This is a genomic window from Nocardia sp. NPDC046763, assembly GCF_040645495.1.
GTDB lineage: Bacteria > Actinomycetota > Actinomycetes > Mycobacteriales > Mycobacteriaceae > Nocardia.
In genome coordinates, this window is the sequence record NZ_JBEYYI010000001.1 from 489,068 (window position 1) to 509,474 (window position 20,407).

26 protein-coding genes and 3 pseudogenes are annotated in these 20,407 nt (G+C 64.9%); 10 read left to right on the plus strand and 19 right to left on the minus strand.

Features of this window, described 5'->3' with window-relative positions:
- Positions 1 to 10 precede the first annotated feature (10 nt).
- Positions 11 to 430 carry a carboxymuconolactone decarboxylase family protein gene (locus ABZ909_RS02340; protein ID WP_356995796.1) on the minus strand — a complete coding sequence of 140 codons (420 nt, stop codon included), beginning with the start codon at positions 428 to 430 and terminating at the stop codon, positions 11 to 13.
- A 126-nt stretch (positions 431 to 556) separates the two neighbouring features.
- Between ABZ909_RS02340 and ABZ909_RS02345 the strand changes: the two genes are divergently transcribed.
- Entirely contained in the window at positions 557 to 1,567 is a 1,011-nt protein-coding gene (locus ABZ909_RS02345) for an AraC family transcriptional regulator (protein ID WP_356995797.1), read from the plus strand.
- Between the two features lie 268 nt (positions 1,568 to 1,835).
- On the opposite strand, the gene ABZ909_RS02350 is transcribed toward ABZ909_RS02345, so the two are convergent.
- On the minus strand, positions 1,836 to 2,669 hold the full coding sequence (locus ABZ909_RS02350; protein ID WP_356995911.1) for a DUF4184 family protein: 834 nt from the start codon (positions 2,667 to 2,669) through the stop codon (positions 1,836 to 1,838).
- A gap of 76 nt (positions 2,670 to 2,745) precedes the next feature.
- Positions 2,746 to 3,516 carry an alpha/beta hydrolase gene (locus ABZ909_RS02355; RefSeq protein WP_356995798.1) on the minus strand — a complete coding sequence of 257 codons (771 nt, stop codon included), beginning with the start codon at positions 3,514 to 3,516 and terminating at the stop codon, positions 2,746 to 2,748.
- 78 nt (positions 3,517 to 3,594) lie between these two features.
- On the opposite strand from ABZ909_RS02355, the gene ABZ909_RS02360 reads away from it, so the two are divergent.
- Positions 3,595 to 4,125: a PadR family transcriptional regulator gene (locus tag ABZ909_RS02360; protein ID WP_356995799.1), complete on the plus strand. Its 531-nt coding sequence runs from the start codon at positions 3,595 to 3,597 to the stop codon at positions 4,123 to 4,125.
- A 176-nt stretch (positions 4,126 to 4,301) separates the two neighbouring features.
- Here ABZ909_RS02360 and ABZ909_RS02365 read toward each other — a convergent pair whose 3' ends face one another.
- Complete coding sequence (locus tag ABZ909_RS02365) at positions 4,302 to 4,646, minus strand: helix-turn-helix transcriptional regulator (RefSeq protein ID WP_356995800.1); 345 nt, start codon at positions 4,644 to 4,646, stop codon at positions 4,302 to 4,304.
- Positions 4,647 to 4,699: 53 nt separating this feature from the next.
- On the opposite strand from ABZ909_RS02365, the gene ABZ909_RS02370 reads away from it, so the two are divergent.
- Positions 4,700 to 5,041, plus strand: coding sequence for a putative quinol monooxygenase (locus ABZ909_RS02370; RefSeq protein WP_356995801.1), 342 nt, complete (start codon positions 4,700 to 4,702; stop codon positions 5,039 to 5,041).
- On the opposite strand, the gene ABZ909_RS02375 is transcribed toward ABZ909_RS02370, so the two are convergent.
- Positions 4,969 to 5,298 carry an SDR family NAD(P)-dependent oxidoreductase gene (locus ABZ909_RS02375; RefSeq protein WP_356995912.1) on the minus strand — a complete coding sequence of 110 codons (330 nt, stop codon included), beginning with the start codon at positions 5,296 to 5,298 and terminating at the stop codon, positions 4,969 to 4,971. The genes ABZ909_RS02370 and ABZ909_RS02375 overlap by 73 nt on opposite strands.
- Between ABZ909_RS02375 and ABZ909_RS02380 the strand changes: the two genes are divergently transcribed.
- From ABZ909_RS02380 to ABZ909_RS02390, 3 genes are all read left to right on the plus strand, one after another.
- Entirely contained in the window at positions 5,201 to 5,404 is a 204-nt protein-coding gene (locus ABZ909_RS02380) for a hypothetical protein (RefSeq protein ID WP_356995919.1), read from the plus strand. The two genes, ABZ909_RS02375 and ABZ909_RS02380, sit on opposite strands and share 98 nt — an antisense overlap.
- Before the next feature lie 200 nt (positions 5,405 to 5,604).
- Positions 5,605 to 6,423 carry an alpha/beta hydrolase gene (locus ABZ909_RS02385; RefSeq protein WP_356995802.1) on the plus strand — a complete coding sequence of 273 codons (819 nt, stop codon included), beginning with the start codon at positions 5,605 to 5,607 and terminating at the stop codon, positions 6,421 to 6,423.
- A 271-nt stretch (positions 6,424 to 6,694) separates the two neighbouring features.
- Positions 6,695 to 7,480, plus strand: coding sequence for a CPBP family intramembrane glutamic endopeptidase (locus ABZ909_RS02390; protein WP_356995803.1), 786 nt, complete (start codon positions 6,695 to 6,697; stop codon positions 7,478 to 7,480).
- Between the two features lie 11 nt (positions 7,481 to 7,491).
- On the opposite strand, the pseudogene ABZ909_RS02395 reads toward ABZ909_RS02390, so the two are convergent.
- A pseudogene (locus ABZ909_RS02395) lies at positions 7,492 to 7,953 on the minus strand (MFS transporter); the annotation flags it as partial.
- A gap of 662 nt (positions 7,954 to 8,615) precedes the next feature.
- On the opposite strand from ABZ909_RS02395, the gene ABZ909_RS02400 reads away from it, so the two are divergent.
- The gene (locus ABZ909_RS02400; RefSeq protein WP_356995804.1) at positions 8,616 to 9,764 is read left to right on the plus strand and encodes an LCP family protein; all 1,149 of its coding nucleotides are present in this window, start codon (positions 8,616 to 8,618) and stop codon (positions 9,762 to 9,764) included.
- A gap of 457 nt (positions 9,765 to 10,221) precedes the next feature.
- Here the strand turns inward: ABZ909_RS02400 and ABZ909_RS02405 are convergent, their stop codons facing one another.
- A complete protein-coding gene (locus ABZ909_RS02405; protein ID WP_356995805.1) occupies positions 10,222 to 10,458 on the minus strand; it encodes a hypothetical protein in 237 nt (78 codons plus the stop codon).
- Positions 10,459 to 10,501: 43 nt separating this feature from the next.
- Between ABZ909_RS02405 and ABZ909_RS02410 the strand changes: the two genes are divergently transcribed.
- The gene (locus ABZ909_RS02410; protein WP_356995806.1) at positions 10,502 to 10,672 is read left to right on the plus strand and encodes a hypothetical protein; all 171 of its coding nucleotides are present in this window, start codon (positions 10,502 to 10,504) and stop codon (positions 10,670 to 10,672) included.
- A 640-nt stretch (positions 10,673 to 11,312) separates the two neighbouring features.
- Here ABZ909_RS02410 and ABZ909_RS02415 read toward each other — a convergent pair.
- The 4 genes and pseudogenes from ABZ909_RS02415 to ABZ909_RS02430 all read right to left on the minus strand — a co-directional run.
- Positions 11,313 to 11,741 (minus strand): hypothetical protein, encoded by a 429-nt coding sequence (locus ABZ909_RS02415; protein WP_356995920.1) that lies wholly within the window; start codon positions 11,739 to 11,741, stop codon positions 11,313 to 11,315.
- Positions 11,742 to 11,930 (minus strand): annotated as a pseudogene (locus tag ABZ909_RS02420) (IPT/TIG domain-containing protein); the annotation flags it as partial.
- Positions 11,931 to 12,299: 369 nt separating this feature from the next.
- Positions 12,300 to 12,719, minus strand: a complete 420-nt coding sequence (locus ABZ909_RS02425) for an AraC family transcriptional regulator (protein ID WP_356995913.1) — start codon at positions 12,717 to 12,719, stop codon at positions 12,300 to 12,302.
- A gap of 6 nt (positions 12,720 to 12,725) precedes the next feature.
- Positions 12,726 to 13,319, minus strand: a pseudogene (locus tag ABZ909_RS02430) (cupin domain-containing protein); the annotation flags it as partial.
- 90 nt (positions 13,320 to 13,409) lie between these two features.
- Between ABZ909_RS02430 and ABZ909_RS02435 the strand changes: the two are divergent.
- Complete coding sequence (locus ABZ909_RS02435) at positions 13,410 to 13,730, plus strand: EthD family reductase (RefSeq protein WP_356995807.1); 321 nt, start codon at positions 13,410 to 13,412, stop codon at positions 13,728 to 13,730.
- Between the two features lie 390 nt (positions 13,731 to 14,120).
- Here the strand turns inward: ABZ909_RS02435 and ABZ909_RS02440 are convergent, their stop codons facing one another.
- The 8 genes from ABZ909_RS02440 to ABZ909_RS02475 form a co-directional block, all read right to left on the minus strand.
- Entirely contained in the window at positions 14,121 to 14,318 is a 198-nt protein-coding gene (locus tag ABZ909_RS02440; RefSeq protein WP_356995808.1) for a hypothetical protein, read from the minus strand.
- Entirely contained in the window at positions 14,315 to 15,739 is a 1,425-nt protein-coding gene (locus ABZ909_RS02445) for an amidase (RefSeq protein ID WP_356995809.1), read from the minus strand. The genes ABZ909_RS02440 and ABZ909_RS02445 overlap by 4 nt, the downstream gene beginning before the upstream one ends.
- Positions 15,736 to 16,590 (minus strand): GntR family transcriptional regulator, encoded by an 855-nt coding sequence (locus ABZ909_RS02450; protein ID WP_356995810.1) that lies wholly within the window; start codon positions 16,588 to 16,590, stop codon positions 15,736 to 15,738. The genes ABZ909_RS02445 and ABZ909_RS02450 overlap by 4 nt, the downstream gene beginning before the upstream one ends.
- 300 nt (positions 16,591 to 16,890) lie before the next feature.
- Positions 16,891 to 17,100, minus strand: coding sequence for a cold shock domain-containing protein (locus ABZ909_RS02455; protein ID WP_356995811.1), 210 nt, complete (start codon positions 17,098 to 17,100; stop codon positions 16,891 to 16,893).
- Positions 17,101 to 17,339: 239 nt separating this feature from the next.
- Entirely contained in the window at positions 17,340 to 17,771 is a 432-nt protein-coding gene (locus tag ABZ909_RS02460; RefSeq protein WP_356995812.1) for an I66 family serine proteinase inhibitor, read from the minus strand.
- 427 nt (positions 17,772 to 18,198) lie between these two features.
- Complete coding sequence (locus tag ABZ909_RS02465) at positions 18,199 to 18,594, minus strand: phage tail protein (protein ID WP_356995813.1); 396 nt, start codon at positions 18,592 to 18,594, stop codon at positions 18,199 to 18,201.
- Positions 18,595 to 18,882: 288 nt separating this feature from the next.
- Positions 18,883 to 19,080: a hypothetical protein gene (locus ABZ909_RS02470; protein ID WP_356995814.1), complete on the minus strand. Its 198-nt coding sequence runs from the start codon at positions 19,078 to 19,080 to the stop codon at positions 18,883 to 18,885.
- A 388-nt stretch (positions 19,081 to 19,468) separates the two neighbouring features.
- A complete protein-coding gene (locus ABZ909_RS02475) occupies positions 19,469 to 19,840 on the minus strand; it encodes a hypothetical protein (RefSeq protein WP_356995815.1) in 372 nt (123 codons plus the stop codon).
- A gap of 27 nt (positions 19,841 to 19,867) precedes the next feature.
- On the opposite strand from ABZ909_RS02475, the gene ABZ909_RS02480 reads away from it, so the two are divergent.
- A complete protein-coding gene (locus ABZ909_RS02480; RefSeq protein ID WP_356995816.1) occupies positions 19,868 to 20,350 on the plus strand; it encodes a hypothetical protein in 483 nt (160 codons plus the stop codon).
- Positions 20,351 to 20,407: the final 57 nt, after the last annotated feature.

Genomic DNA, 20,407 nt, shown 5'->3' on the forward strand with positions numbered 1-20,407 from the left:
TCGAGTCCTTTCAGTTGGTTTGTTCGGGACGGTCTTCGCTCTGGTCTCGTGACCGGCGCTCGAATGCTTCGAGTTCCTCCGCGAGGATCGGTGCGCCGATGTTGCAGGCGTGGATGCCGAGCACACTGACCATTTCCAGGACGGTGAGAATCTCCTGGCGAGTAACACCGAGCTCGAGCGCGGCCCGGATGTGCCGGCGCACACCCGGGGAGTACATGTGCGTGCACGCGGCATCGATGGCGATGCTGAGCAGCTCGATGAACTGCGGAGAGAACACTCCCCGCCGGACCGGCGTAGACCCCATCGCCATGAACTGCTCGGTCCACTCCGGGTCCCACTCATACAGGTTGTCCCACAGCGGATTCCAGGTACCGCTGGCACGCATGTGATCGACGACCGGCGTGGACGGCCTCGGTGGCGAGATAGTCAAAGCAACTCCTGCGGTGCACCGCCGCTCCATACGGCGTGATGCAGGACACGCTAACGCCGAAAAGGCATAGAAACTTGACTACGCGGGGCATATGTTTGATTATTTGAGACAGGAGGTGTCGCCAGCATGTTGATGGTGCGTAGCGCCGTGTTGAACGGATATGTGGACTTGGCCCTGTCGCTCGGGCTCAACCCCCAACCACTCATGCGCACCGTCGGGATCGACCCGGCCGCGGTCGCCAACACCGACGGCTGGGTCTCGGTCGAGGCCATCGATCAACTGCTGGAACTATCGGCCGCCGAAACCACCTGCGAAGACTTCGGGCTCAGACTGGCCGCCGCGCGCAGCATAAAGACCCTGGGTCCGCTCGGCCTGATCGCCCGAGAAGAACCCGATGTCCGCAGCGCGCTCGAAATCATGCTGCGCCACGGCAACCTGCACAACGAAGCTCTCCATAACCGTTTGACCGAAGTCAATGGTCTGGCGACGATACGCGTACAGGCCGCACCAGGTATCACTCCGGGGCGGCAGGCGATCGAGCTGACAGTCGCCGCGATCTGCCAGATCCTGCGCGATCTCCTGCACGAGGACTGGAAACCCGTCACGGTGTGCTTCACCCACCCAGCGCCCGCCGCCGTCGACGTCTACCACCGGATGCTCGGCGACACCATCGATTTCGGCTGCGAATTCGATGGCATCGTCTTCTACGCCCGCGACCTCGACGCCACCAACCCCCTGGCCGACCCGCTCCTGCGCCCCTACACCCGCCAATACCTGCAATCGCTCGCCCTCCCAGGCGACACCACAGCCGATCACGCGCGACGCGTGATCGAATCCTTGCTGCCGACGCAACGGTGCTCGGCAGCCCAGGTCGCCCGCAGCCTGGGCATGGACCGCCGCACCCTGCACCGGCATCTCACCCGGACCGGCGAAACATTCTCCTCGATCCTGCAGACCGTACGGATCGACCTGGCGCAACGCTATGTCGCAAGACAGGACCGGACCATGAGCGAGATCGCCGGCGATCTGGGCTTCTCCGAACTCAGCGCCTTCTCGCGATGGTTCCACACCCAATTCGGCTCTGCCCCTACCAGATGGGACACACACACGACTCCAGTGAATAAGACGGGACGGTAGCCCGAGCCTTTGTGCACGGAGCTACCGCATCCGTCCGTACTCCCGACCCTCGCCGCTGGCCGATCCGCTCCGCGTCGGCAAACTTCACCGTCGACGTGCCCGGAGGGTCGGTCTCAGTCGTTTCTGCCGGCGCCGCGGGCTGGCCGGTTCGGTCAGCGCGGTATGCGGTGCGGCCTCAGGCGGTTATCGCAACACCTCATCGAGTGCTTCTGATGGTGTGCGGAATCCGAGGGCTTGTCGGTGATCAGCATCGGCGAGTCTCGAGGTCTCAGCGCCTCGGTATGTCGTCTTCGACACCGTGAACGCCGAGGTCTGGTTTGCTGGCGTCGGCGTCGGCGAGGTCGGCGTTGTGGGGTTCACGACCCGCCAGGCGCATCGACGCTGCGCCTGCCAGCAACGACAGCGCCCCTACATAGAGCAGCCGGACTCCCAACACGAACGGTTGAAATGCCAAGGGCATCAGCGGAATAAACGACAAGGTCAACACCGCGACCAGTCCGGCCGCCAGCCAGAACCGTCTCGGTGCGCGCCGGGTGGCCGGTGGGTCACCGTGCCAGGCTCGCAGCAGTCCGCGCCGGCCGATGTAGTAGAACAACCCGACCGCGAGTGCCCCACCGCCCAGGGTCGATGTCTGCTGCAGCAGGTACCACCAGGGCCTGCCGAGCGGACTTGGCTGCAACAGCACGGGGAATCTGGCTACTCCCCAGCCATGCCCGCCGGCCGGATCATGGGTGAACCCGTCCCAGAAGATATGAGTGAACGCACCGATCAGAATCGAGTATCCCGTGACATACCACCGATATCGCACGGCACCGAGTACGCCATAGGCGGGCAGATCGAACGCCCCGAGCCGTGGTAGATGTGCGGCAATCTGCGCGGCACCCCAACGGATCACCACCGTTGCGACGATTCCCATGGGTAGGCACCACCACAGCAACGCCGGTAGTGCATGCGTCTCCGGCATCGAAAAGAACCCTGCCACAGGATAGGAGGCATCGGGAACCGCTGAGCCGACCACCAACGCGACACCATCCAGATGACGAGGCCACCGGATTTTCAACGGGACCACTGCCAACGCATGCGACGGAAAGGTGAGCGGCACGGCCAAGTGTATCCACTGTCGTTTCAACCCATTCGGGGACGCGTCCACGAACTGGCGACGCCGGCTCGTTGCAGTATCAGGCGAGGAAATTGCCGATGATCTCGGCGGTCTCGTTCACGTGGCTGATGTAGAGATCGTGACCGGCGCCTTCGATCACCGCCAGCTCGGTGCCGGGTCGGCGCTCGATCATTTCCCGGGCGTGCTCCGGAGGTACCACCGTGCTGTCGCCGCCGAGCAGCAGCAGCGCGCGGTGCGGGCTGCCTGTCCAGTCGGACCACCAGTCGCCGATGACGCCACGCTTCGCCGCTCGCACATCCGCTGTGTTCCACAGGAAGTGCCAGCCGCGCTCGTCTTCCACCGCGCTTTCCTGGAAATGCAACCGCGCGTCCGGTCGTCTCAATCGCCCTATGGTGTCACGCATTTCGTGCAGGCTCGCGAACCGTTCGGGCAGCTCGTCGAGCCAGGGATCCTCGAATGCGCCGGCTACCGCCGGAAAGTCGATGGCCACAAAGGATTCCACCAGTTCCGGGCGCTGCGCTGCCAGTTGGTAGGCGTTGATGGCGCCCAGGGAGTGGCCGATGACCGGCACCGGGCCCAGGCCCAATTTCTCGATGACGGCCGCGGCATCGGTCACGTACGCCGTGCGCGAATAGTCGCCGGGCTTATCGGACAGCCCGTGGCCGCGCTGGTCGACGGCGATGATCCGGCGGTTCATCCGATGCGCCAAAGGCATCCAGCCACGCCCTCGGCCGTAGGCGCCGTGCAGCGCCAGCACCGGGCTGCCGGGCCCGCCGGAATCGATGTAGGCCAGGCGAACTCCATCAGGGGTAGTGAGGTACTCGGTCATGAGGGCTGACTCTAATAGAGAGCCTCTAATCGAGGCAACTCTTTTAGAGGTAAGTCGATTCGAGGGTAGGGTGAGCGCATGCTGGAGCTGAGCATTCTGGGGTTCCTCTACGAGGAGTCGATGCACGCCTACGAGCTGCGGCAACGCATCTCCGGACTTTCCGGCCACATCCGGCCGGTCAGCGACGGTGCGCTCTACCCCGCCATCAACCGCCTCCGCGTGGCCGGACTGCTCGACAAGCAGACCGACCCCGCGACCGGCAGGCAGCTGCTCTCCCTCACCGAGGCCGGCCGGGCGGAATTGTTGCGCCGCCTGCGAACCCCATCCGACCTGGAGATAACCGACCGCAACAACTTCTTCACCCTCCTCGCCTTCCTCGGCTACCTCACCGACCCGGCCGAACAGGCGGCAGTCCTACGCCGCCGGCTCACCTTCTACGAACAACCCGCCAGCTGGTTCTACGACCAGGGCCGCCCCCTGCGCGCAGCCGAGATGACCGATCGATTCCGCCGCGGCATGCTCACCCTCGGCGCCGCCACCCGCCGCGCCGACAAAGAATGGCTCCGCACCCAAATCGCCGAGCTCGAGCAACAATCGAACCCAGCCTGACCTGGACCGGCGCAAGTTCCCATCACCCGTCATATCGCAGTCCGGTGTCCGGGCGGGGGTTCGGTCGTTTCGTCGGCGCAGTGAGCTGGCCGGTCCGGTCAGCGCGGTATGCGGCCATTGCAGTGCGTCGAACGGCGTACCAAGGTTGCGGCCCTTCGCCGTCGCGATGACCCGCGCTAGTCGGTAGCCAAGGCGGTCCGGCGAATATTCTCTGCGGTGAGGAGCTCGATTAGACCCGGGAACCGCTTCGTCAACTCAGTCCTGCGCAGCTGTGCCATATTGCTGTTTCCGCGATCGACCTGACGGATCAGGCCTGCCACCCGCAACACCCGAAAGTGGTGCGTGCGAGTCGCTTTCGAAACCGGCAGCCCGAACGAGCTGCAATGCCGCTCCGTGCCCTCTGCATCGGCCAGCAAGGCGAGCACCACTTCGAGACGATTCCGGTCGGCCAGAGCGCTCAGCACCTGCCCCAGTTCCATCTCCGGTGCGTCCGCTTGCTCCTCATCCGCCACGTTGCTCATCCTCCTCTAGGTACGATTTGCACCATACCTCAACGCTGGCTACCGTCCGAGGTATGGCAAGAATCGTACCTACCGGACCTGTTCCGTTCGCCCTCATGGGACTCGCGCATCCCAAGCCCGAGCGTGCCGCCGAACTCAAAGAGCTGCTCCTATCGTTCGTCGCCCCGACGCGTGACGAAGACGGCGCGCTCGAGTACCACTTCCACGAAGACGCCGACGACCCCTCGACCTTCGTGTTCTACGAGGTTTGGCAGTCCAAAGCCCACCTCGACCGCCACCTCGAACTACCGCACATGCAGGAATTCTGGGAGCGTCGTATGGACTACCTGGATCGTGACCTGGAGATCCGCTTCCTGTCGATGCAAAGCCCGTACCCACGCCCCATCGCAAGGTAAGCCCCCGAGCCTGCCAGGTTGCCGACCCAACATGGGCAGGCCACCACCAAAGTCGGAGGCACCTCTTGGGCGAGGGTGTCGGTGATGCCTTCCAGGGCGTGTTTGCTGCCTTCGTAGAACGCCAGTCCGGGGAAGGTGGTGTGCCCGGCCATCGAGGTGATGACGAAGATGTGGCCGCCGCGCCGTTCCCGCATGCCGGGTAGGACCGCTTTCACGGTCGCTACCGCGCTGGCCGGCACCGCCCGCCACGCGTTCACCACCGCCATGTCGGGCAGCTTCCTGGCCGGTGCGGCCGGGGTCGCGGCAGCCGCGATCCTCGCCCTGGTGCTGCTGCGCGGCCGCACCACCGCAGCCGCTGAATAATCCCCGAACCGGATCGGCGAGATCGAACTCGTGAACGCCGACCACTGACCAACACCGTGTCAGCGGACGTGTCAGGTCCATATCAGGGGCATGACAGGCGAGCCCATGACAGTAGTCACGTGCACCGGCCGAGGCCGCTGACACCACAACCAATTACTCACTGCCACTTCATACGAACCGATTTCAAGGAGCAACCCGCCATGTCGAACAACAACACCGCTTCGGCCACCTCGACCTGGACCGGCATGGTCACCGTCGAGGACACCGCCCTCGCCGTCACCGATACCGGCGGCAACGGCATCCCTGTCGTCTACCTCAACGGCTCCTACGCCACCCAGAAGAACTGGAAGAAGGTCATCGCGGATCTCGGTCCCGGCTTCCGGCACATCACCTTCGACGAGCGGGCGCGCGGTAAGTCGAAGACCTCGGCGGACTACTCGTTCGAGGCGTGTGTGCGCGATGTCGATGCCGTGCTCGCGGCGCGCGGGGTCGAGCAGAAGCCGATCCTGGTCGGCTGGTCCTACGGTGGGCTGGTCGCGGTGCACTGGGCCGACCGCAACCCCGACCGCATCGCCGGGGTCGTTTCGGCCGACGGCGCGATGCCGTGGGGCTTCACCGACGAGGAGAACATCGAGCGGATCCGGAAGATGTTCCACAAGATGGGCCCGATGATGCCGGTATTGCGTCCGTTCGGTCTGGCCGCGCGCATGAGCGCCGACCAGCACGCCGATGTCAATATCGAGCTCAACCAGCTCTGTGCCGCCCTCGCTCCAGTGCTGGATCGCCTGACCGGCCCGGTCCGGTACGTGGTGGCCAATGGCGCGAATCTCGGTGCGGCCGAGGAGGAGATGGCGGCGGTGCGGGAATCGCTGGAGCCGCTGCTGGTCAGCAACCCGAACCTGACCGTGAGCGCGACCGTGGCCAGCAACCACTCCAAGATCCTGACCAAAGACTTCCACGCCGTCGCAGAGGCCGTGCGCGAGACGGCCGCGGACCAGCGAGGCGCCTCGAACCGATGACCGCAGGGGCCGCCCTCGGATATTCAGCCATCCGGCAAGTCAATTGAACCGCCGAAGCCAGCGCATGTCGGCCACGGTGGGGCTGGGCCGCGATCGCTGCACCCCGCTCGCTGGGTGACGGTGAAACGCCCTGCAAGACAATCCGATTCACGAGACCAAACGTTGAGTACGCGGCTCGATGATGTTCAAGCGATGGGCCGGTCCGGTCCCGCGGTCGAGTCGACGCCACCGGATCGAAACCCATTCATCAACAGCCCGAGGAGCCTTCATCATGCACACCATCGAGAAAACACGACAGGCGATGGTCCAGTCGCTGCTGAACGACCGCCACTCCCTGCCGCTGTCCATCGTGTTGCACCTGCTCCCCGGCGCTTTCATCATTGCCGCCTACCTGCTCATTGGTGAGCCGTTCATCGAGGCCATCAACTACCCGACCCTTCTCGGCTGGGCGATCGCGCTGTGCCTGGTTCTGATACCGATCCTGCTGGGATTGCTGTGGCTGGGTCGGCAGCTCAACGGCCGTTTCTCCGTCCGTGGGGTGTTGCACTACACCGATAGGCCGGTCCCGCGTGGAAAGCTCGTGGCGATGATCATCCCGCTCATCGTGTGGATGATGGTGCTGAGTGTCCTGACCGAACCGGTAAACCGGTTCTTGCTTCACCATTTCTTCACCTGGGTCCCGTTCACCTCCGGCGCGGGCAGCTTCACCGGATTCATGAGCGGATACTCACACTCGACCATGGTCACCACGATGCTGATCTGCCTGCCGCTGACGGGAATCTCCCTCCCGCTGATCGAGGAGTTGTACTTCCGCGGCTTCCTGCTGCCCCGCATCGCTTGTCTGGGCGGCTGGGCACCGGTGGCCAGCGCAATCCTGTTCTCGCTCTATCACTTCTGGACGCCGTGGGTGTTCGTGTCGCGGGTGATCTTCATGTTCCCGGGGTTCTGGTTCGCCTGGCGCTACAAGGACATTCGAGTGTCGATCGGGATGCACGTCGGCGTGACCTCGATCATGGCGACGTTCGGCGTCCTCGCCGTAGCGCTGAATCTCGTCTGAGACCGCCTCCGTCAGGCGGCGACCTCCGCCGGTTCGACGACACTGCGCGACCGGGGAGGAGCCGCGTCGGCCCGATCGACGTCGGTCAGATCGACCCCATGCGTCTCGCGGTAGAACAGCAGCGCCACCACAGTGACACCGGCCGCGACCGCCAGGTAGACAGCGATCGGTACCGACGACCCGTAGGCGTCCAGCAGCCGGACCGCGATGATCGGCGCAAGCGAGCCCGCAGCCACCACTGTCACCTGATGAGCCAGGGACACACCGGAATACCGCATCCGAGTCGGGAACATCTCCGCCATGAGCGCGGGCTGCCCCGCATACATGAAGGCATGGAACACCAGACCGACGACGACGGCCGTCAGGATGACCCAGTTCTCGCTGCTGTCCATCATCGGGAACGCGAAGAAGCCCCACGTACCGGCGGCGAGCGCACCGATCAGGTACATCGGTCGTCGGCCGTAGCGGTCGCTATAACCGCACGAGGTGCTTGCAGCTGCCCGGTTTCGATTGGTTGCGATCGATGCCGGACCGAATGAGATACCACGCTGCCCGCGACTACAGCAGCGGTAAAGCGATAGCCGGCCCCTGCCTCGGCGCTGAACCGTTCACCTCACTGGGAAGGCGCCCATGCCGCGTTACGATCAAGGATCCGCCGGCGATACCCGGTGAAGGGATCACGTGAGTCCCGCACATTGGCACGCTGTACATTCGCGGGTCAGGCGGCTCGCTGCAGGAGTTCGAGCGCACACCCGTCTTCGCTCGGGAATGCTTCGATGCCGTGCGCCTGAGCAGGTGACCCCGCGTTATTGGAGGATTCATGAGCGGCGATTGGTCGGGACGAGGCGGAGAGCGGCGGCGTCCGGTGAATCCCGGCTCTCCGGCGCCGCGTCGGCCGGCAGGCCCGCCGGCCGGGGCGGGGCGGCAGGCACCGATGAACCCGGGGATGCGGCGTCCGGCGAACCCTGGCTCTCCGGCGCCGCGTCGGCCGGCAGGCCCACCGGCCGCGGCCGGGCGGCAGGCACCGATGAACCCGCGGACGCGGCGGCCTATGAATCCCGCCTCTCCGCCGCCACCCAGGCCGCCGGGCCCACCCGCCGTATTGCGGCGGCGCTCGCCGCGGCGGTGGTGGCGGATGATTCGTCGGACGCTGGCGCTGGTGATCGTGTTGGTGGTGGCGCTGGCCGGGTACTACGTCTACTTGTTCACGAAGATGTCCGGCACCATGGCCTCCTCGCATGCGCTGGACGGCGCGTCCACCTCGTCCAACGGCACGAACGTTCTGCTGATGGGTCTGGACACCCGCAACGATCAGAACGGCCAGCAGTTGCCGGCTGCGATTCTGTCCCAGCTTCACGCCGGAGACGGGGAAGAAGGTGGTTACAACACCAACACCCTGATCCTCATCCATATCCCGGCCGGTGGCGGTAAGGCACAGGCGTTTTCGATTCCCCGTGACGACGCGGTGGACGTACCCGGCTACGGGAAGATGAAGATCAAGGAGGCGTACGGCAATGCCAAAGCCGACGCCGAGCAGGCCGCGCGCAAGCAGGGCGTGACGAACCAACACCAGCTGGAAACCATCGGCCGCGAAGCCGGGCGCAAGCTGGAGCTGGAGACCGTCCGCAACCTCACCGGCGTGTCCATCGACCACTTCGCCGAGGTCAGCCTGGCCGGTTTCTACGATCTCGCCAACGCTCTCGACGGCGTCAAAGTCTGTCTGAATCAGGCAGTCGACGACTCCGACTACTCCGGCGCGGTGTTCCCGGCCGGCGAGCAGACGCTGAACGGCGCGCAGTCGCTGGCGTTCGTGCGGCAACGACACGGGCTGCCCAACGGCGATCTCGACCGTACCCACCGGCAGCAGGCGTTCCTGTCGTCGGCATCGCACAATGTCCGCGGCCTCGGCACGATCCTCGACCCGATCAAGATGACCAACATGACGGACGCGGCGAAACGGGACGTCGTCATCGACGACCGGTGGAACGTGCTGTCGATGGCGTGGGAATTACGTTCTCTCACCGGCGGTAACACGGTCTTCCAAACACTTCCGATCGAAGGCTATTACACCGTGAACGGCGAGGACGCCAACCGCGTCGACCCGGACACGATTCGCGGAATCATCCAGTCGACTTTCTACGGCACGAATTCGGTGGCCAGCGCAGGTTCCGGTTCCCCCGGTGGCGGCTCTGACACCGGCGGAGGAAACGAGCAGTCCAGCCAGGGGCCGAGCGGTGCTCCGGTGAAGTCCAATTCTGACGGCGGGGCGCCCTGCGTGAACTAGGTCGCATGACCACCAAAGATCCTCGAGCGCAAATTCGTTCAGCTCGGCGAATTCATCCCGTACAGGTTTGGACCGAGGGGAAACAGCTCGTAGGAGAAGCATTGTGAGGTGAACAAAGTGGTAGTCTCCGCGGACCATTGCCCGTCGGCATAGCGCAGGGGGTGTGGAGCTTCCAGACGACCCGGTTGGTACCAGTCATCTCGCAGTACTTCCCGATCACGGTGCTGCGCCCGCACCTCGACGACGGTGTGCCGCTGACCCGTCCCGACGGGCGGGGCAGGCGTGCCCGGTGCGGACCGCACAACGGTGGCTGTACCGCTACCGGGCCTCGGGCCTGGTCGGGCTCACCCCGGCCCGACGTCGATCAACCGGGCGCCGACTCGGCCGACGATGTACGTCGACCACGTCTACCGAATTTCGAAGCCCGAAGACCCCTGTACCGCAAGAGGATTCGGTGTCAGAGCGGGCAGCCGGTGGAGCCGGGCGTGCCGGGTGCGGCGCCCTTGGCCGAACCGCTGGCCAAACACTCCAACAGGGTGTTCTGAAGGACGCCCGGGAGGGCGGCCGAACCGGTCGCGGGGGAGCCGGCGACTGTTGTGACAGTCGGGGCCTGCGCGGACGCCGCGACCGGGGCCAGCGACACCCCCAGTGCGATACCAGACATCGCGATCATGCCGATTGCCGTGCGCTTCATATGTTCTCACCTTTCGGAATCGAATACTCAATGGACCTTATCGATGACGGCCCGCAATGAAATGCCAGTATTTCTGTGGGCGTTCGAAGGCACCGAACTGGCAACACCCGAAAGCGAGCCGGATCAATGGTTCACCGCGTGCTTCGCACCGTCCGGCTCCGGGATGGCAAGCTTGTCGCCGTATACGGTGGAACGCGGTTGGACAGCAGCATGATCGTGACCGCTGCTCCGGCGAGGCCGGTCAGCAGGCGGCCCGCGACATCACCGCTGCGGGCCTCGATCTGTCCGGGGAGCCGCCCGATACTCGACCGGCGCCCCCGCTGAACTCCTGGATGTGGTGTCGGCCCGTGGGGTCCAACGGGCCGAAAGTCACTCCAAGCTGGTGAGTGCACCAAATATGTTGCGTTGAAGTCGATTTCGCGACGTGCGTGCCCAATTTCGAGAGAATCTCTCTAAGAACGTGTCTCACGTCAGTTGTGATTGCGGTTTCGGAATGCGGGGTGCCGCATGGTGTTCGGTTCGTGATCGATGAGTTGTCGAAATGCCTTGTCCCGGGCGAGTTGTGGGCTCTGGTCGAGCCCGTTGATCCCTAGGTCGAAAAGTATGGATTCCGAAGGGGATTCGGTCCGGTTGGACGTAGAGACACTGGAAGAAGTCGAAACTCGGCCGCCGCCGGATACAGCTCGCGCGGCAGACGTACTACGAACACGACGGCCACGGCAAACGCCGCTACGCCGTCGCCCCACATCGTCGGCGATTTCAGCGCACCGCACCCTCGCATTATGCGAGTATCCCCGGCCGATCACAGTGCCGGCCGGGGACAACACGTGAATAGTTCAGCAGCCCTGCTGAGCTCAAAGCGTGATACCGGCTGCGCCGATGGGGATGATGGCGACCGGAGTGGGGCTACCGCCGCTGATCGGCGCCGACACCACCGTCCCGTTGCCGAGGTTGGCGATGAACATGGTGCTACCGGAGACGACGACATCGCTAGGGCCGCTCAGGCCGGTCGTCACCAGGGGGGTTACCGGGCCGCCGGTTGTCGGCACCGACACCACCCTGTTGGCCCCGGCTTCGGCGATGTAGAGGGTGTTACCGACACGTGCGAGACCCCTGGGCTGATTCAGTCCGGTCGCCAAGGGGGTTGCCGGGCCGCCGGTTGCCGGTACCGAATACACCGTGCCGGGGTTGGCGCTATCGGTGACATAGAGAAGGCCGGGGCCATAGGTGTAGGGCAGCGGGTTGCTCGTGCCGTCCAGATTTGCGGTGATGGTGACGTTCACCGTGCCCGTCCCGGACGGGGCGATGGCCGTGATCTCGGTATCGGAGTCGATGGTGAATGTGGTTACCGTAGCGCCGAACCGCACGGTCAAAGGACCGGCATTGCTGAACCCGGAGCCGGTGATCTGCACAGAGTTCCCACCGGCTCCGGGGCCGAAAGAGGGTGTGAGCGAAGCAATAACGGGTGACATGGGTCTGCCTCCAACGGTGATGGCGTGAAAAGTGTTCTACTGCAATGGATGCCGATCTTGAAGAATGGCACCGCTAAATCCAGCAACCGTCCAGCAGCGGCACGTCCGCAAGGAATCCTCGGTCCGTTTTCCTCCGGTTTAGTGATGTTCGCGAGAGCCGCATCCGGACACGGTCTGCATCACCGTCAGTGGAACCAAGTTCACCCAGCTGTACGAGCAGGCCGTCTACGGCGCGATGACCGCCTGAACTCGCAGGCATATGCGGATGTTGGGCGGCGGCTACCGTACTCCGGCATCGCCGACGAGGGCATCACCTGCCGCGATTTCCGATTCGTGAGGCTCGGTGGTTCCGCGGCCGGTCGTGGTCCATCAGCGACCTCGTACGTCTCGTCTCCAACGAGCCGGCGGCGTGCTGTAGCGGTTCTTGAACGCGCGGCTGAATGCTGCCTCCGATGTGTAGCCGACTCGCTCCGCGATGAGCGGGATCGAAAGGGAGGTGTCGCGGAGCAGGTCGGTGGCGGCGTCCAGGCGTACGTGCGCGAGATAGGTGGCCGGCGGCGTTCCGACGCGAGCGGCGAACCGCGCAGCGAACGCCGACCGGGAGAGGTTGGACACTCGAGCCAGTTCCTCGACTGTCCAATCGTGGCCGGGGTCTCGGTGGATGGCGCTCAAGGACCTACCGAGCTCCGGGTCGAATGCACCGGTCAGCCAGGTCGGTTCGGCATCCTTGCCGCTGGCCCAGGTGCGCATGATCTGGATGAACATCAGATCGAGGATGCGGGAGATCATGACCGCTGATCCTTGCGAGGGTGATTGCATCTCGATTACGAGCATCCGGCGGGCGACTTCGAGCCCTTCGGGCGCTGGGGCGCCGGCGCCGCCGAGGATGATCACGGACGGCAGGCTCCCGAACAGGTGGCTCGCCTGCGGGGCGCCGATGCTGAATGTTCCGCAGAGCCAGCGGGCCGGCTCGGGGGTGGCGTTCTCGGTGGCGCTGGCGTGCGCGATCGCTTGCGTGCGCTTGCCTGCGCTGCTGAGGTGGTGGGAGTCGCCGCGGGGGAGCAGGACGACATCGCCGCGGCGTACGTGCTCGACGTGTGGGTCTCCGTCGACCCGAAGTTCGAGTTCGCCCTCTTCGATGATGTGCAGGCTGCCGAAATCGGCGAAGCCGATCGAGAAAGTCCGCGGCGGAGCGTACGCGGCGATCCGTTCTCCGCTCAGGCGGACGCTCCGGAGCAGCTCTGAGAGCAAGTCGTCCGACCGACTATCTGCGTCGAGACGCAGCACGGCGTCCTCGAGCGCCGCCGGGCCGGCATGTTTCTGCGGCGATCCGAGCGAATCGGCGTGCGCCGCTGGACGATTGGCAAGATTTCCTGGCGGAGCGGTCATGGTCGCTACCTATTCCTCCAATTACTGTCGACAACCGTGAGCGGGTGCGCTCGCTGGTATCAAACCGGAGATTCAACCGAGAGGTCAGCCATGACGGAGCAAGGCAATCCCACCAGGATCAGCTTTGTCTATTCCAACCCCACAGATCCGGACGCCTTCGAGGCGGCTTATCCCGAGCAGCTCACGCTGGCGCGCAAGCTCCCCGGCCTGACTCGGCTGCAGACGTCGAAGGTCTGGCCCAAGGAAGACGGCAGCCCGACCCCGGCGTATCGAATGCTGGACCTGTACTTCGCCGACTACGCGGCAGCCAGCGCCGCCGCCGCAGAGGCGGGTCCCCTTGTCGCCGCTACGGTCGAGCACGCCACCGGAGGCGTAGTGATTGCCTTCGCGGAAGTCCTCGAGGACGCCTAGCCTCGGCCGATCACGGCAATTGAGGCCTGCTTTTCCTGATCGAAGGAAAGGTGTTCCGACCTGACGCCGGCCACTCCGCTTGTGACCAGCGGTTATTCCGCTTCGGAACTTGACCCCGCCAGGAGACGGTGACCCCCGGGAGCGGGCCGAGGGGTCGGAAATGGTTGCGCAGCAGTGATATTCATCGATCGCCTCACCCGTTCTGGGCGAAGTGATCGTCGGCTCACCGCTGCTGGTCGACGTCAAGAGGTCGAATTCCGAAGCGGACCACCGGCACTGGCGATGGACGGTTCTGTCAGCGCGGTCAGCGGCATAGCTCGCTCGAACCGACCGTAGCCAGGAGGCCGGAACGCCTCGAGCCGCCGGAGCCGTCCACCGCTGTGGAACGCGCTACTCCCCGATGCCGGTACGGCTTGGCTGATGGACGACGAGCTGAGCCGGGGCGTTTTCGATCACGAAGTAGTACGCCGGGTCGGCGTATCGGGCGCCGGGGACTTTGTGAAGAGTTTCAGCGAGATCGGAGACGAAGCGGGCGAGGGCCTCGACTGCCTCGGTTTCCTCCGGGGCTTCGGACCACGTTGTCATCATTGGCCTTTCCTGAGGGCGGTGGGGATGGTGAGGTGATGGGTGGTGCGGCGTTGGTAGGCGTCCCCGGCGCGGAGGACGAGGGATTCGTCGAAGTACTTGCCGGTGATGGACATCGAGAGCGGCGTGTTCGTGCTGGACAGACCGATCGGGAGGGCGAGGGTCGGGTACCCGAGCGGGTTCCAATACGGAGTGTGAAGAGAGGCGAGCACGTTCAACGGCTGGAGTTGGTCGATGGTGTCCAGGCGCGGAGCGCCGAGGTGGCCGGTGGGGGTGACGATCAGGTCCACGCGGTCCAGCAGGTCGGCTACCTGATGCTGAGCTATTCGCCGGACTCGTTGCGCCTGAACGTAATCCGCGGCGGTGACGGCTCCGCCGGCGGCGAGGATGATGCGGGTGCCGCGGCCGTAGTCGGTCCACCGCTCCAGCAGATCGCTGCGGTGGTAGGCGTGCGCCTCGGCCAGCATGACCACGATGTCGATGGCGACCACTTCGGGATACATCGGGATCTCGACCGGAACGATGGTCGCGCCCGCCTCGCGGAGCTCATCGAGGGCGGCCGTGAACCGTGCCGGCTGCTCGCGATCGATGCCTGCCGCGGCATAGCGGTCTAGATTGTCCACGCCGACGGTGATGCCGTGCAGATCGCCGGTCAGCGCTGCCGGATAGTCCTGAATCGGCGCCGGGGCGCTGACGGGATCCGAGGGGTCGTAGCCCGCCAGGACGGAGAGCAGCAGGGCGCAGTCGGCGGCGGTGCGGGCCATCGGACCGACGTGGTCCAGGGTGTAGCCCAGTGGCACGACACCGGATTTCGGGACACGGCCGAATGTCGGCTTCAGACCGGTGATTCCATTGAACGCGGCGGGGATCCGGATACTGCCGGCGGTGTCGGTGCCCACCGCGCCCAGGAACATTCCCGCCGCGACACCGCTGCCGGAGCCCGAGCTCGAGCCACCCGCCCAGCAGTCCAGGTCCCAGGGGGTGCGCGGGACCGGAAATGGCTTGTCCGGGTCCGGGATTCCGATCGCGAACTCCATGGTTGTGGTCTTACCCATGACGATGCCACCGGCGGCTTCCACACGGTCGACGGCGACCGCGCGCCCGACGGAATCCGCCCAGGCGGGATCGAGGACGAGGCTCTGGGCGGTGGTCGGGCCGTGCGGATGGGCCAGAATGTCCTTGATTCCCAACGGGATTCCATCCAGCGGCGATAGCGGTGCGCCCGCTGCGATCTTGGCGTCGACGCGTTCGGCTTGTTCTCGGGCGCGGTCGTCGAATCGGGCGAGGAACACACCGACCTCACTGTCGCGGCGGTCGGCATTGGCGGTGGCCTGTTCGACCAATTCCGCGGCGCTGATCTCGCCGTTCCGCAAGGCCGCAACGGCGCCGGTGAGGCTTTGCATGGTTGGCGCGACGGTGCTCACTTCGGCTCCTGGAAACGTCCGCCGGTCAGGGTTCCGGTCATATCGATGCGCACGACCCGGTCGATGCGCAATTGGAAGTCGCTGCACCAGGTTCCGAGTGCATAGTCGACGATCTCGCCGTCACGGTTGCGAATCGACTGCTCCAGCAACATGACGGGCTCTCCCGGCATCACATGCAGCAGCATGGCCGTGTAGTCATCGGCGCGTGCGGCCTGCACGCCGATGTCGAAGGCGTCGATATCGACGCCGCCGTGATGTAGCAGCGAATAGAAGTCATCGACGAACGCGACCCGGTCGACACGGGCCGCCTCGGGTGAGCGCAGGTAATTGGTGAAGATCGCCAGCGGGCGATCATCCAGCAGGAGCAGGTATTCGATGCACAGGCAGTCGTCGCCGGGGTCCACTCCGGTGAGCCGATCGCTGATCACCTCGGGCGCCGGAATCCACGCCCAATGCAGCAGCCTCGGCGCGATCCGGCCGAGCGCGAGATGCTCCTCGAGGGAACACCCCGCGGGTGGAAGTGCCCCGGTCACAATGTATTCCGACCGGATCGGCAGCGTGCCCATCCCCCGGCGGCGCTCGATCAATCCGGCCCGCCGCAGCAGGTCCAGCGCCTCGCGGACCACGTCGCGCGACGCGTGGTATTCGGCCATGAGCTCGGGTTCGGCCGGCAGCCTGCCGCTGCCGAAGGCCCCCGCGCGCAGGGCGGCGCGCAGGGCATCATGGAGGCGGCGGGCCAGCAGCTGCGATGCCGAGGGCAGCACCTCCCGCAACTGGTCGCGAAACCTCGCCCGCCCATCGCGGAAATCGTCCTGCCCGGCCGGGAGGGGTGGATGTGTTCTGAACTGCATGACCGCAGTGTGCGTCGGGGCCGGTGTTACGCGACGACGAATTCGGTTAACATCCAGTTACGCGATCGGTGCGGCATTGTCCACACTCGTTGACCTGCTGTTTCGCGCAACGGCATGACAGGTTTCGCGGCTCGCGCGGACATGGGCGGTCGTCGGACCTGCTGCCGAAGGACATTTCGCGGGTGCTCACCCATCCGGTGGCCGGGTGGGGGCGCAGTCGTTTCGTCGGCGCGGTAAACGGCAGGGCAGTGCGTCCGACGCAACGGTGAATGAGCGCACGGGCCAAGATCAGGGAGAGAGTTATTCGACGACCCGAACATGCTCGGCCCGCACCGTGTCATCAGTTTCCAGTGAGGGCACGTACGTGACCCGCATGCCCTCGGTGACGAACGTAAGGTCATCGATCGCTTCCCGGCTGATACGGACCTCGCTTCCATCGTCGCCATTGATGTACCCGTAGCCCCGGGCTTGGTTGAACCATCTGACCACTCCGCTGACCCGGTCGCTCATTGCTGGCTCCCTCCATACCGATCTGGACAGCTGAACATCTCCTGCCGGTCGAACGCCTGACAATGCGCGAACAGCATTGTGCGACTGTGTATTACGCCTGAGCATTGGACTAGCGGCAGATCGTTTCGGCACAACCGTCCAGAACCAGAACCCGGGAAGGGTCCCGAGGAGCGGCATGGTCGAGCCGAGCGACGAAAGCGTCGATCTGTGCGTTCAGCCAGAGGAGCGACGGCGATTGCCTAATCGATCGCTGATTTCAGTCGCCACAGCTGAGAGGACAGGATCTGCGGCGGCATGGATTTGGTAGATACGAGGGGCTTCAACGAGATCTCGGAGGTACTGGGATCGAGGTCCGATAAGGTCCAAACGCGGGTGGGGTCGGAGCTCGATGCGATGGTGTAGGCATTCTGGGAGTCCTGGTATTGGATCCGCCAGTCCTGGTCCTGGTCGTCGAAAATGGTGGCGACGAGGTTTCCGTCGAGGATGCCGGTATATGGGTAACCGCCAATGGCGAGGCTGAACACCTTGTCGTCGACTTGCCTGACGGCCCAAGAGGTTACCGGCCCTCCCAGGTAGACGCGCTGCCATGCCGTGCGAATGAGGTTGATACTGACCGTTCGCTGGCCATTCGCCATGCTGCTGATCTCGAACATCCCCGAGCTCATTGTCATGATGCGTCCTATCCTCGGATGATTACGACCTATGTTCGTGTCACTGGGGAACGCCTAGACCGATCAAGCATAGGATGCGAGCGGCAGCCTTGGCGCAGATCGGAGAAAGCGAACCAAGGCGACAGTTCGGACACCTCTGTCGACGCTGGATCTCCGGCGAGTGCATAACTATCACCGGCATGAGCCCCGGTGTGGCACAGCAGTTCTGGGACTTCCTCGCCGTCGGCCCACTGGCCGGGGTTGACCGTGTAGACGCCAGGATCGTCGAACACCGCCCGGGCGGCGGAAGCGAGGGGCGTGATATCGGTTGTGCGCCCAACCAAAGGGGTATCCGCCGACAGCCGGAGGTCAGCCAATTCTTTGAGCTGCCCTCCGGGCTGCGGTGCAAAGGTCGGAGGGAACGTGGGGGGTGTCTCTCAGCTGCGGGCTAGAGCTGCTCGATTTTCAGCATTTCGCAGGAGAGAGTGACGGTCTCGCTCGCTGACCCAGCGCTGCCGGACGAGAGCGAGGGAACGTTCCACGAGCGAGTCCAAGCGTCTATCAGAATCATCGCCCGGACGGGCTTCCCATGGTTGTCCAGTTCGGTGATCGTGATGTTCGTTCTCGAGCCGAGGGGGTCCTTCAGTGACTGCCGGATCCAGCGATCGAAAACCTCGCTCTTGTCCGGGTTCCGGGTGATGGTCACCTCACGCTGCTCGGCCTCCGGCTGTCGGCCATCGTGTCCATCGCCGAGACCTGACACCACGTTGCGCACCTGTTCCGCAAAGAATCTGTCCAGATCGATGCGGAACATGCCCGTGCTGATCTTGTCGTGGGTTCGCATGTCGACCTCCTGAATTCGTAACCGGTGGGTTTCTCCCTCGTGAGGCAATGCCATTCGAGAGTACGGTGTGGACGGGCCGCCAGAGTGGGAAGTTGCGGTCTTCTCGATCAACGGCCGCCCGCCGTTTGCACCACCCGGCGACCTCACGCTCCATACGCCACCGGCCCCCACGCCAGAGCACGGGTGTTCGGAAAATGACCAGGCTGCGCGAGCGGACAGGCACTTGGGCGAGGTGTCCACGCTGGGGTTCCGAACTGGCTGGGGTTCCGGACTGGCAGAGACCGGTATTCAGGTAGTCGGCACGGTGGCCGTGTGCTCTGCGAGCCGGTGCCGGCCACCGGCCGAGGGCGCCACCGCGGCAGGGCGCACGACTGTGGGCGTGTCCAGCAGAACGTGCAGACGGGCGATGAAGACGTCGATGCTGCCGTAGCGCGCGAGGACCTGCGCGAGCAGCTCGTGCACGGTCGATCCCATCAGATCGGTCATTTCACCCCATTAAGGTTCACCGACCGGTCGGGCCGGTTCTGTCTGGCATTCTGCACGACAATCTCGATAAGGTAGCTAATTCCGAGATATCGGTGACCTTCCGTGCCTGGGCACTCTCGATTCGTGCCACCAGCGCGGTATTCGGGCCGTTCGGCGCAGGATCTCGGTACGGTGCGATGCGGGTGAGCTGATCGTGGAGCGTGGCGGGGATCCGGGTGCGGTTATCGCGCCGCATTCTCACTTCGGATCATCCGGCCGGGGTCAATGTGGACGGCTCCGGAATCGGTGCCCCGCTTCGCCGACTCCGAGCGGTGCATCGTGCTCGGCGGCCGGGTGGATCGGCCCGCAGATTCTTTCGATCCACTCGGCCTGAGCAGCAGTTGGACCGTCACGGTGGAAATGGTCGTTTGTGATGAGGCGGGTACGGGCCGCCGTCGCCCGTGTGGTCGGACTGCTCCGAGCGGTCCGGTAATCGGTCGAGGGAAGTGCTGGAGTGCGGATGTTCATCAGTGGCCGGCAGCCGCTCTGGTGATGGGGCCCATGTCGTCATCGGCGCCCCGCGGCCGGTCGCCGGGTGCGCCCGTGGTGATAGGCGTTCGGACTCGTCGATGACGACCAGATCGATGTAGTCGACCGTCTCGTGCACGCGCCGGCCGGGGGCTACGTGCTGGTCGATGCAGATGTTGACGCGGCTGTAGAGCTGCTTGATGTCGTCGCGCAGTTCGCGCAGGGGTACGGCGACGTTGGGTGTGTAGAACACGGTGTGGCCGCGGAATACGCTGGGTGCGTGTACGTTCCGTGCGCGACCTTCCGCCGCACCCCGCTCGAACGGTTCGACCAGGAGCTCGCGTGGCACCTGGACGACCAATGGTTCTTCGCCGCCGGTGCCTGCCACATACTCGCCTACGCCTTCCTCGCCATCCACCCGGACGTATTCACCCCGAAAGGCTTGTGGCCCGCCAACTCCCGCGACCCCAGCCACGTCTACGTCTCCGACGGCACCTGGGCCTTCGACCACTGCGGTTGGACCCTCGAACACGAGCTGCTCACCGTCTCCCGCGCCGCCGAGCCCGCCGCGGACTACCAGGCCCGGCCGATCACCCTGGAGTTCGACGAACTCTGCGCCCGGCACTGGCACCGCACCCGCGCTGAATACCCGCACGACCCTTGGTCCCGCGCCCACACCTACATCGCCCGGTTCGCCGATCTCCGCGGTGCCCAGCTGCCTCCGCGGGGCCACACCCCGACCAGCAAAGGACCCCTGCTGTGACGCAGGGGCCCTTTGGGTTTCGGCAGACTGAGCAGTCAGGCCGCGTGGTCGAATCGG

Excerpts from the sequence above, each read along its gene's own strand:
- ABZ909_RS02400 (WP_356995804.1), top strand. The coding sequence starts at position 8,616 with ATGATTCGTCGGACGCTGGCGCTGGTGATCGTGTTGGTGGTGGCGCTG.
- ABZ909_RS02455 (WP_356995811.1), bottom strand. The coding sequence starts at position 17,100 with ATGAGCGACCGGGTCAGCGGAGTGGTCAGATGGTTCAACCAAGCCCGG.
- ABZ909_RS02365 (WP_356995800.1), bottom strand. The coding sequence starts at position 4,646 with ATGAGCAACGTGGCGGATGAGGAGCAAGCGGACGCACCGGAGATGGAA.
- ABZ909_RS02360 (WP_356995799.1), top strand. The coding sequence starts at position 3,595 with ATGCTGGAGCTGAGCATTCTGGGGTTCCTCTACGAGGAGTCGATGCAC.
- ABZ909_RS02440 (WP_356995808.1), bottom strand. The coding sequence starts at position 14,318 with ATGATGACAACGTGGTCCGAAGCCCCGGAGGAAACCGAGGCAGTCGAG.
- ABZ909_RS02345 (WP_356995797.1), top strand. The coding sequence starts at position 557 with ATGTTGATGGTGCGTAGCGCCGTGTTGAACGGATATGTGGACTTGGCC.
- ABZ909_RS02380 (WP_356995919.1), top strand. The coding sequence starts at position 5,201 with ATGACGAAGATGTGGCCGCCGCGCCGTTCCCGCATGCCGGGTAGGACC.
- ABZ909_RS02465 (WP_356995813.1), bottom strand. The coding sequence starts at position 18,594 with ATGCGAACCCACGACAAGATCAGCACGGGCATGTTCCGCATCGATCTG.
- ABZ909_RS02470 (WP_356995814.1), bottom strand. The coding sequence starts at position 19,080 with ATGACCGATCTGATGGGATCGACCGTGCACGAGCTGCTCGCGCAGGTC.
- ABZ909_RS02450 (WP_356995810.1), bottom strand. The coding sequence starts at position 16,590 with ATGCAGTTCAGAACACATCCACCCCTCCCGGCCGGGCAGGACGATTTC.
- ABZ909_RS02435 (WP_356995807.1), top strand. The coding sequence starts at position 13,410 with ATGACGGAGCAAGGCAATCCCACCAGGATCAGCTTTGTCTATTCCAAC.
- ABZ909_RS02405 (WP_356995805.1), bottom strand. The coding sequence starts at position 10,458 with ATGAAGCGCACGGCAATCGGCATGATCGCGATGTCTGGTATCGCACTG.
- ABZ909_RS02355 (WP_356995798.1), bottom strand. The coding sequence starts at position 3,516 with ATGACCGAGTACCTCACTACCCCTGATGGAGTTCGCCTGGCCTACATC.
- ABZ909_RS02385 (WP_356995802.1), top strand. The coding sequence starts at position 5,605 with ATGTCGAACAACAACACCGCTTCGGCCACCTCGACCTGGACCGGCATG.
- ABZ909_RS02425 (WP_356995913.1), bottom strand. The coding sequence starts at position 12,719 with ATGATCTCCCGCATCCTCGATCTGATGTTCATCCAGATCATGCGCACC.
- ABZ909_RS02390 (WP_356995803.1), top strand. The coding sequence starts at position 6,695 with ATGCACACCATCGAGAAAACACGACAGGCGATGGTCCAGTCGCTGCTG.
- ABZ909_RS02370 (WP_356995801.1), top strand. The coding sequence starts at position 4,700 with ATGGCAAGAATCGTACCTACCGGACCTGTTCCGTTCGCCCTCATGGGA.
- ABZ909_RS02460 (WP_356995812.1), bottom strand. The coding sequence starts at position 17,771 with ATGACAATGAGCTCGGGGATGTTCGAGATCAGCAGCATGGCGAATGGC.
- ABZ909_RS02410 (WP_356995806.1), top strand. The coding sequence starts at position 10,502 with ATGACGGCCCGCAATGAAATGCCAGTATTTCTGTGGGCGTTCGAAGGC.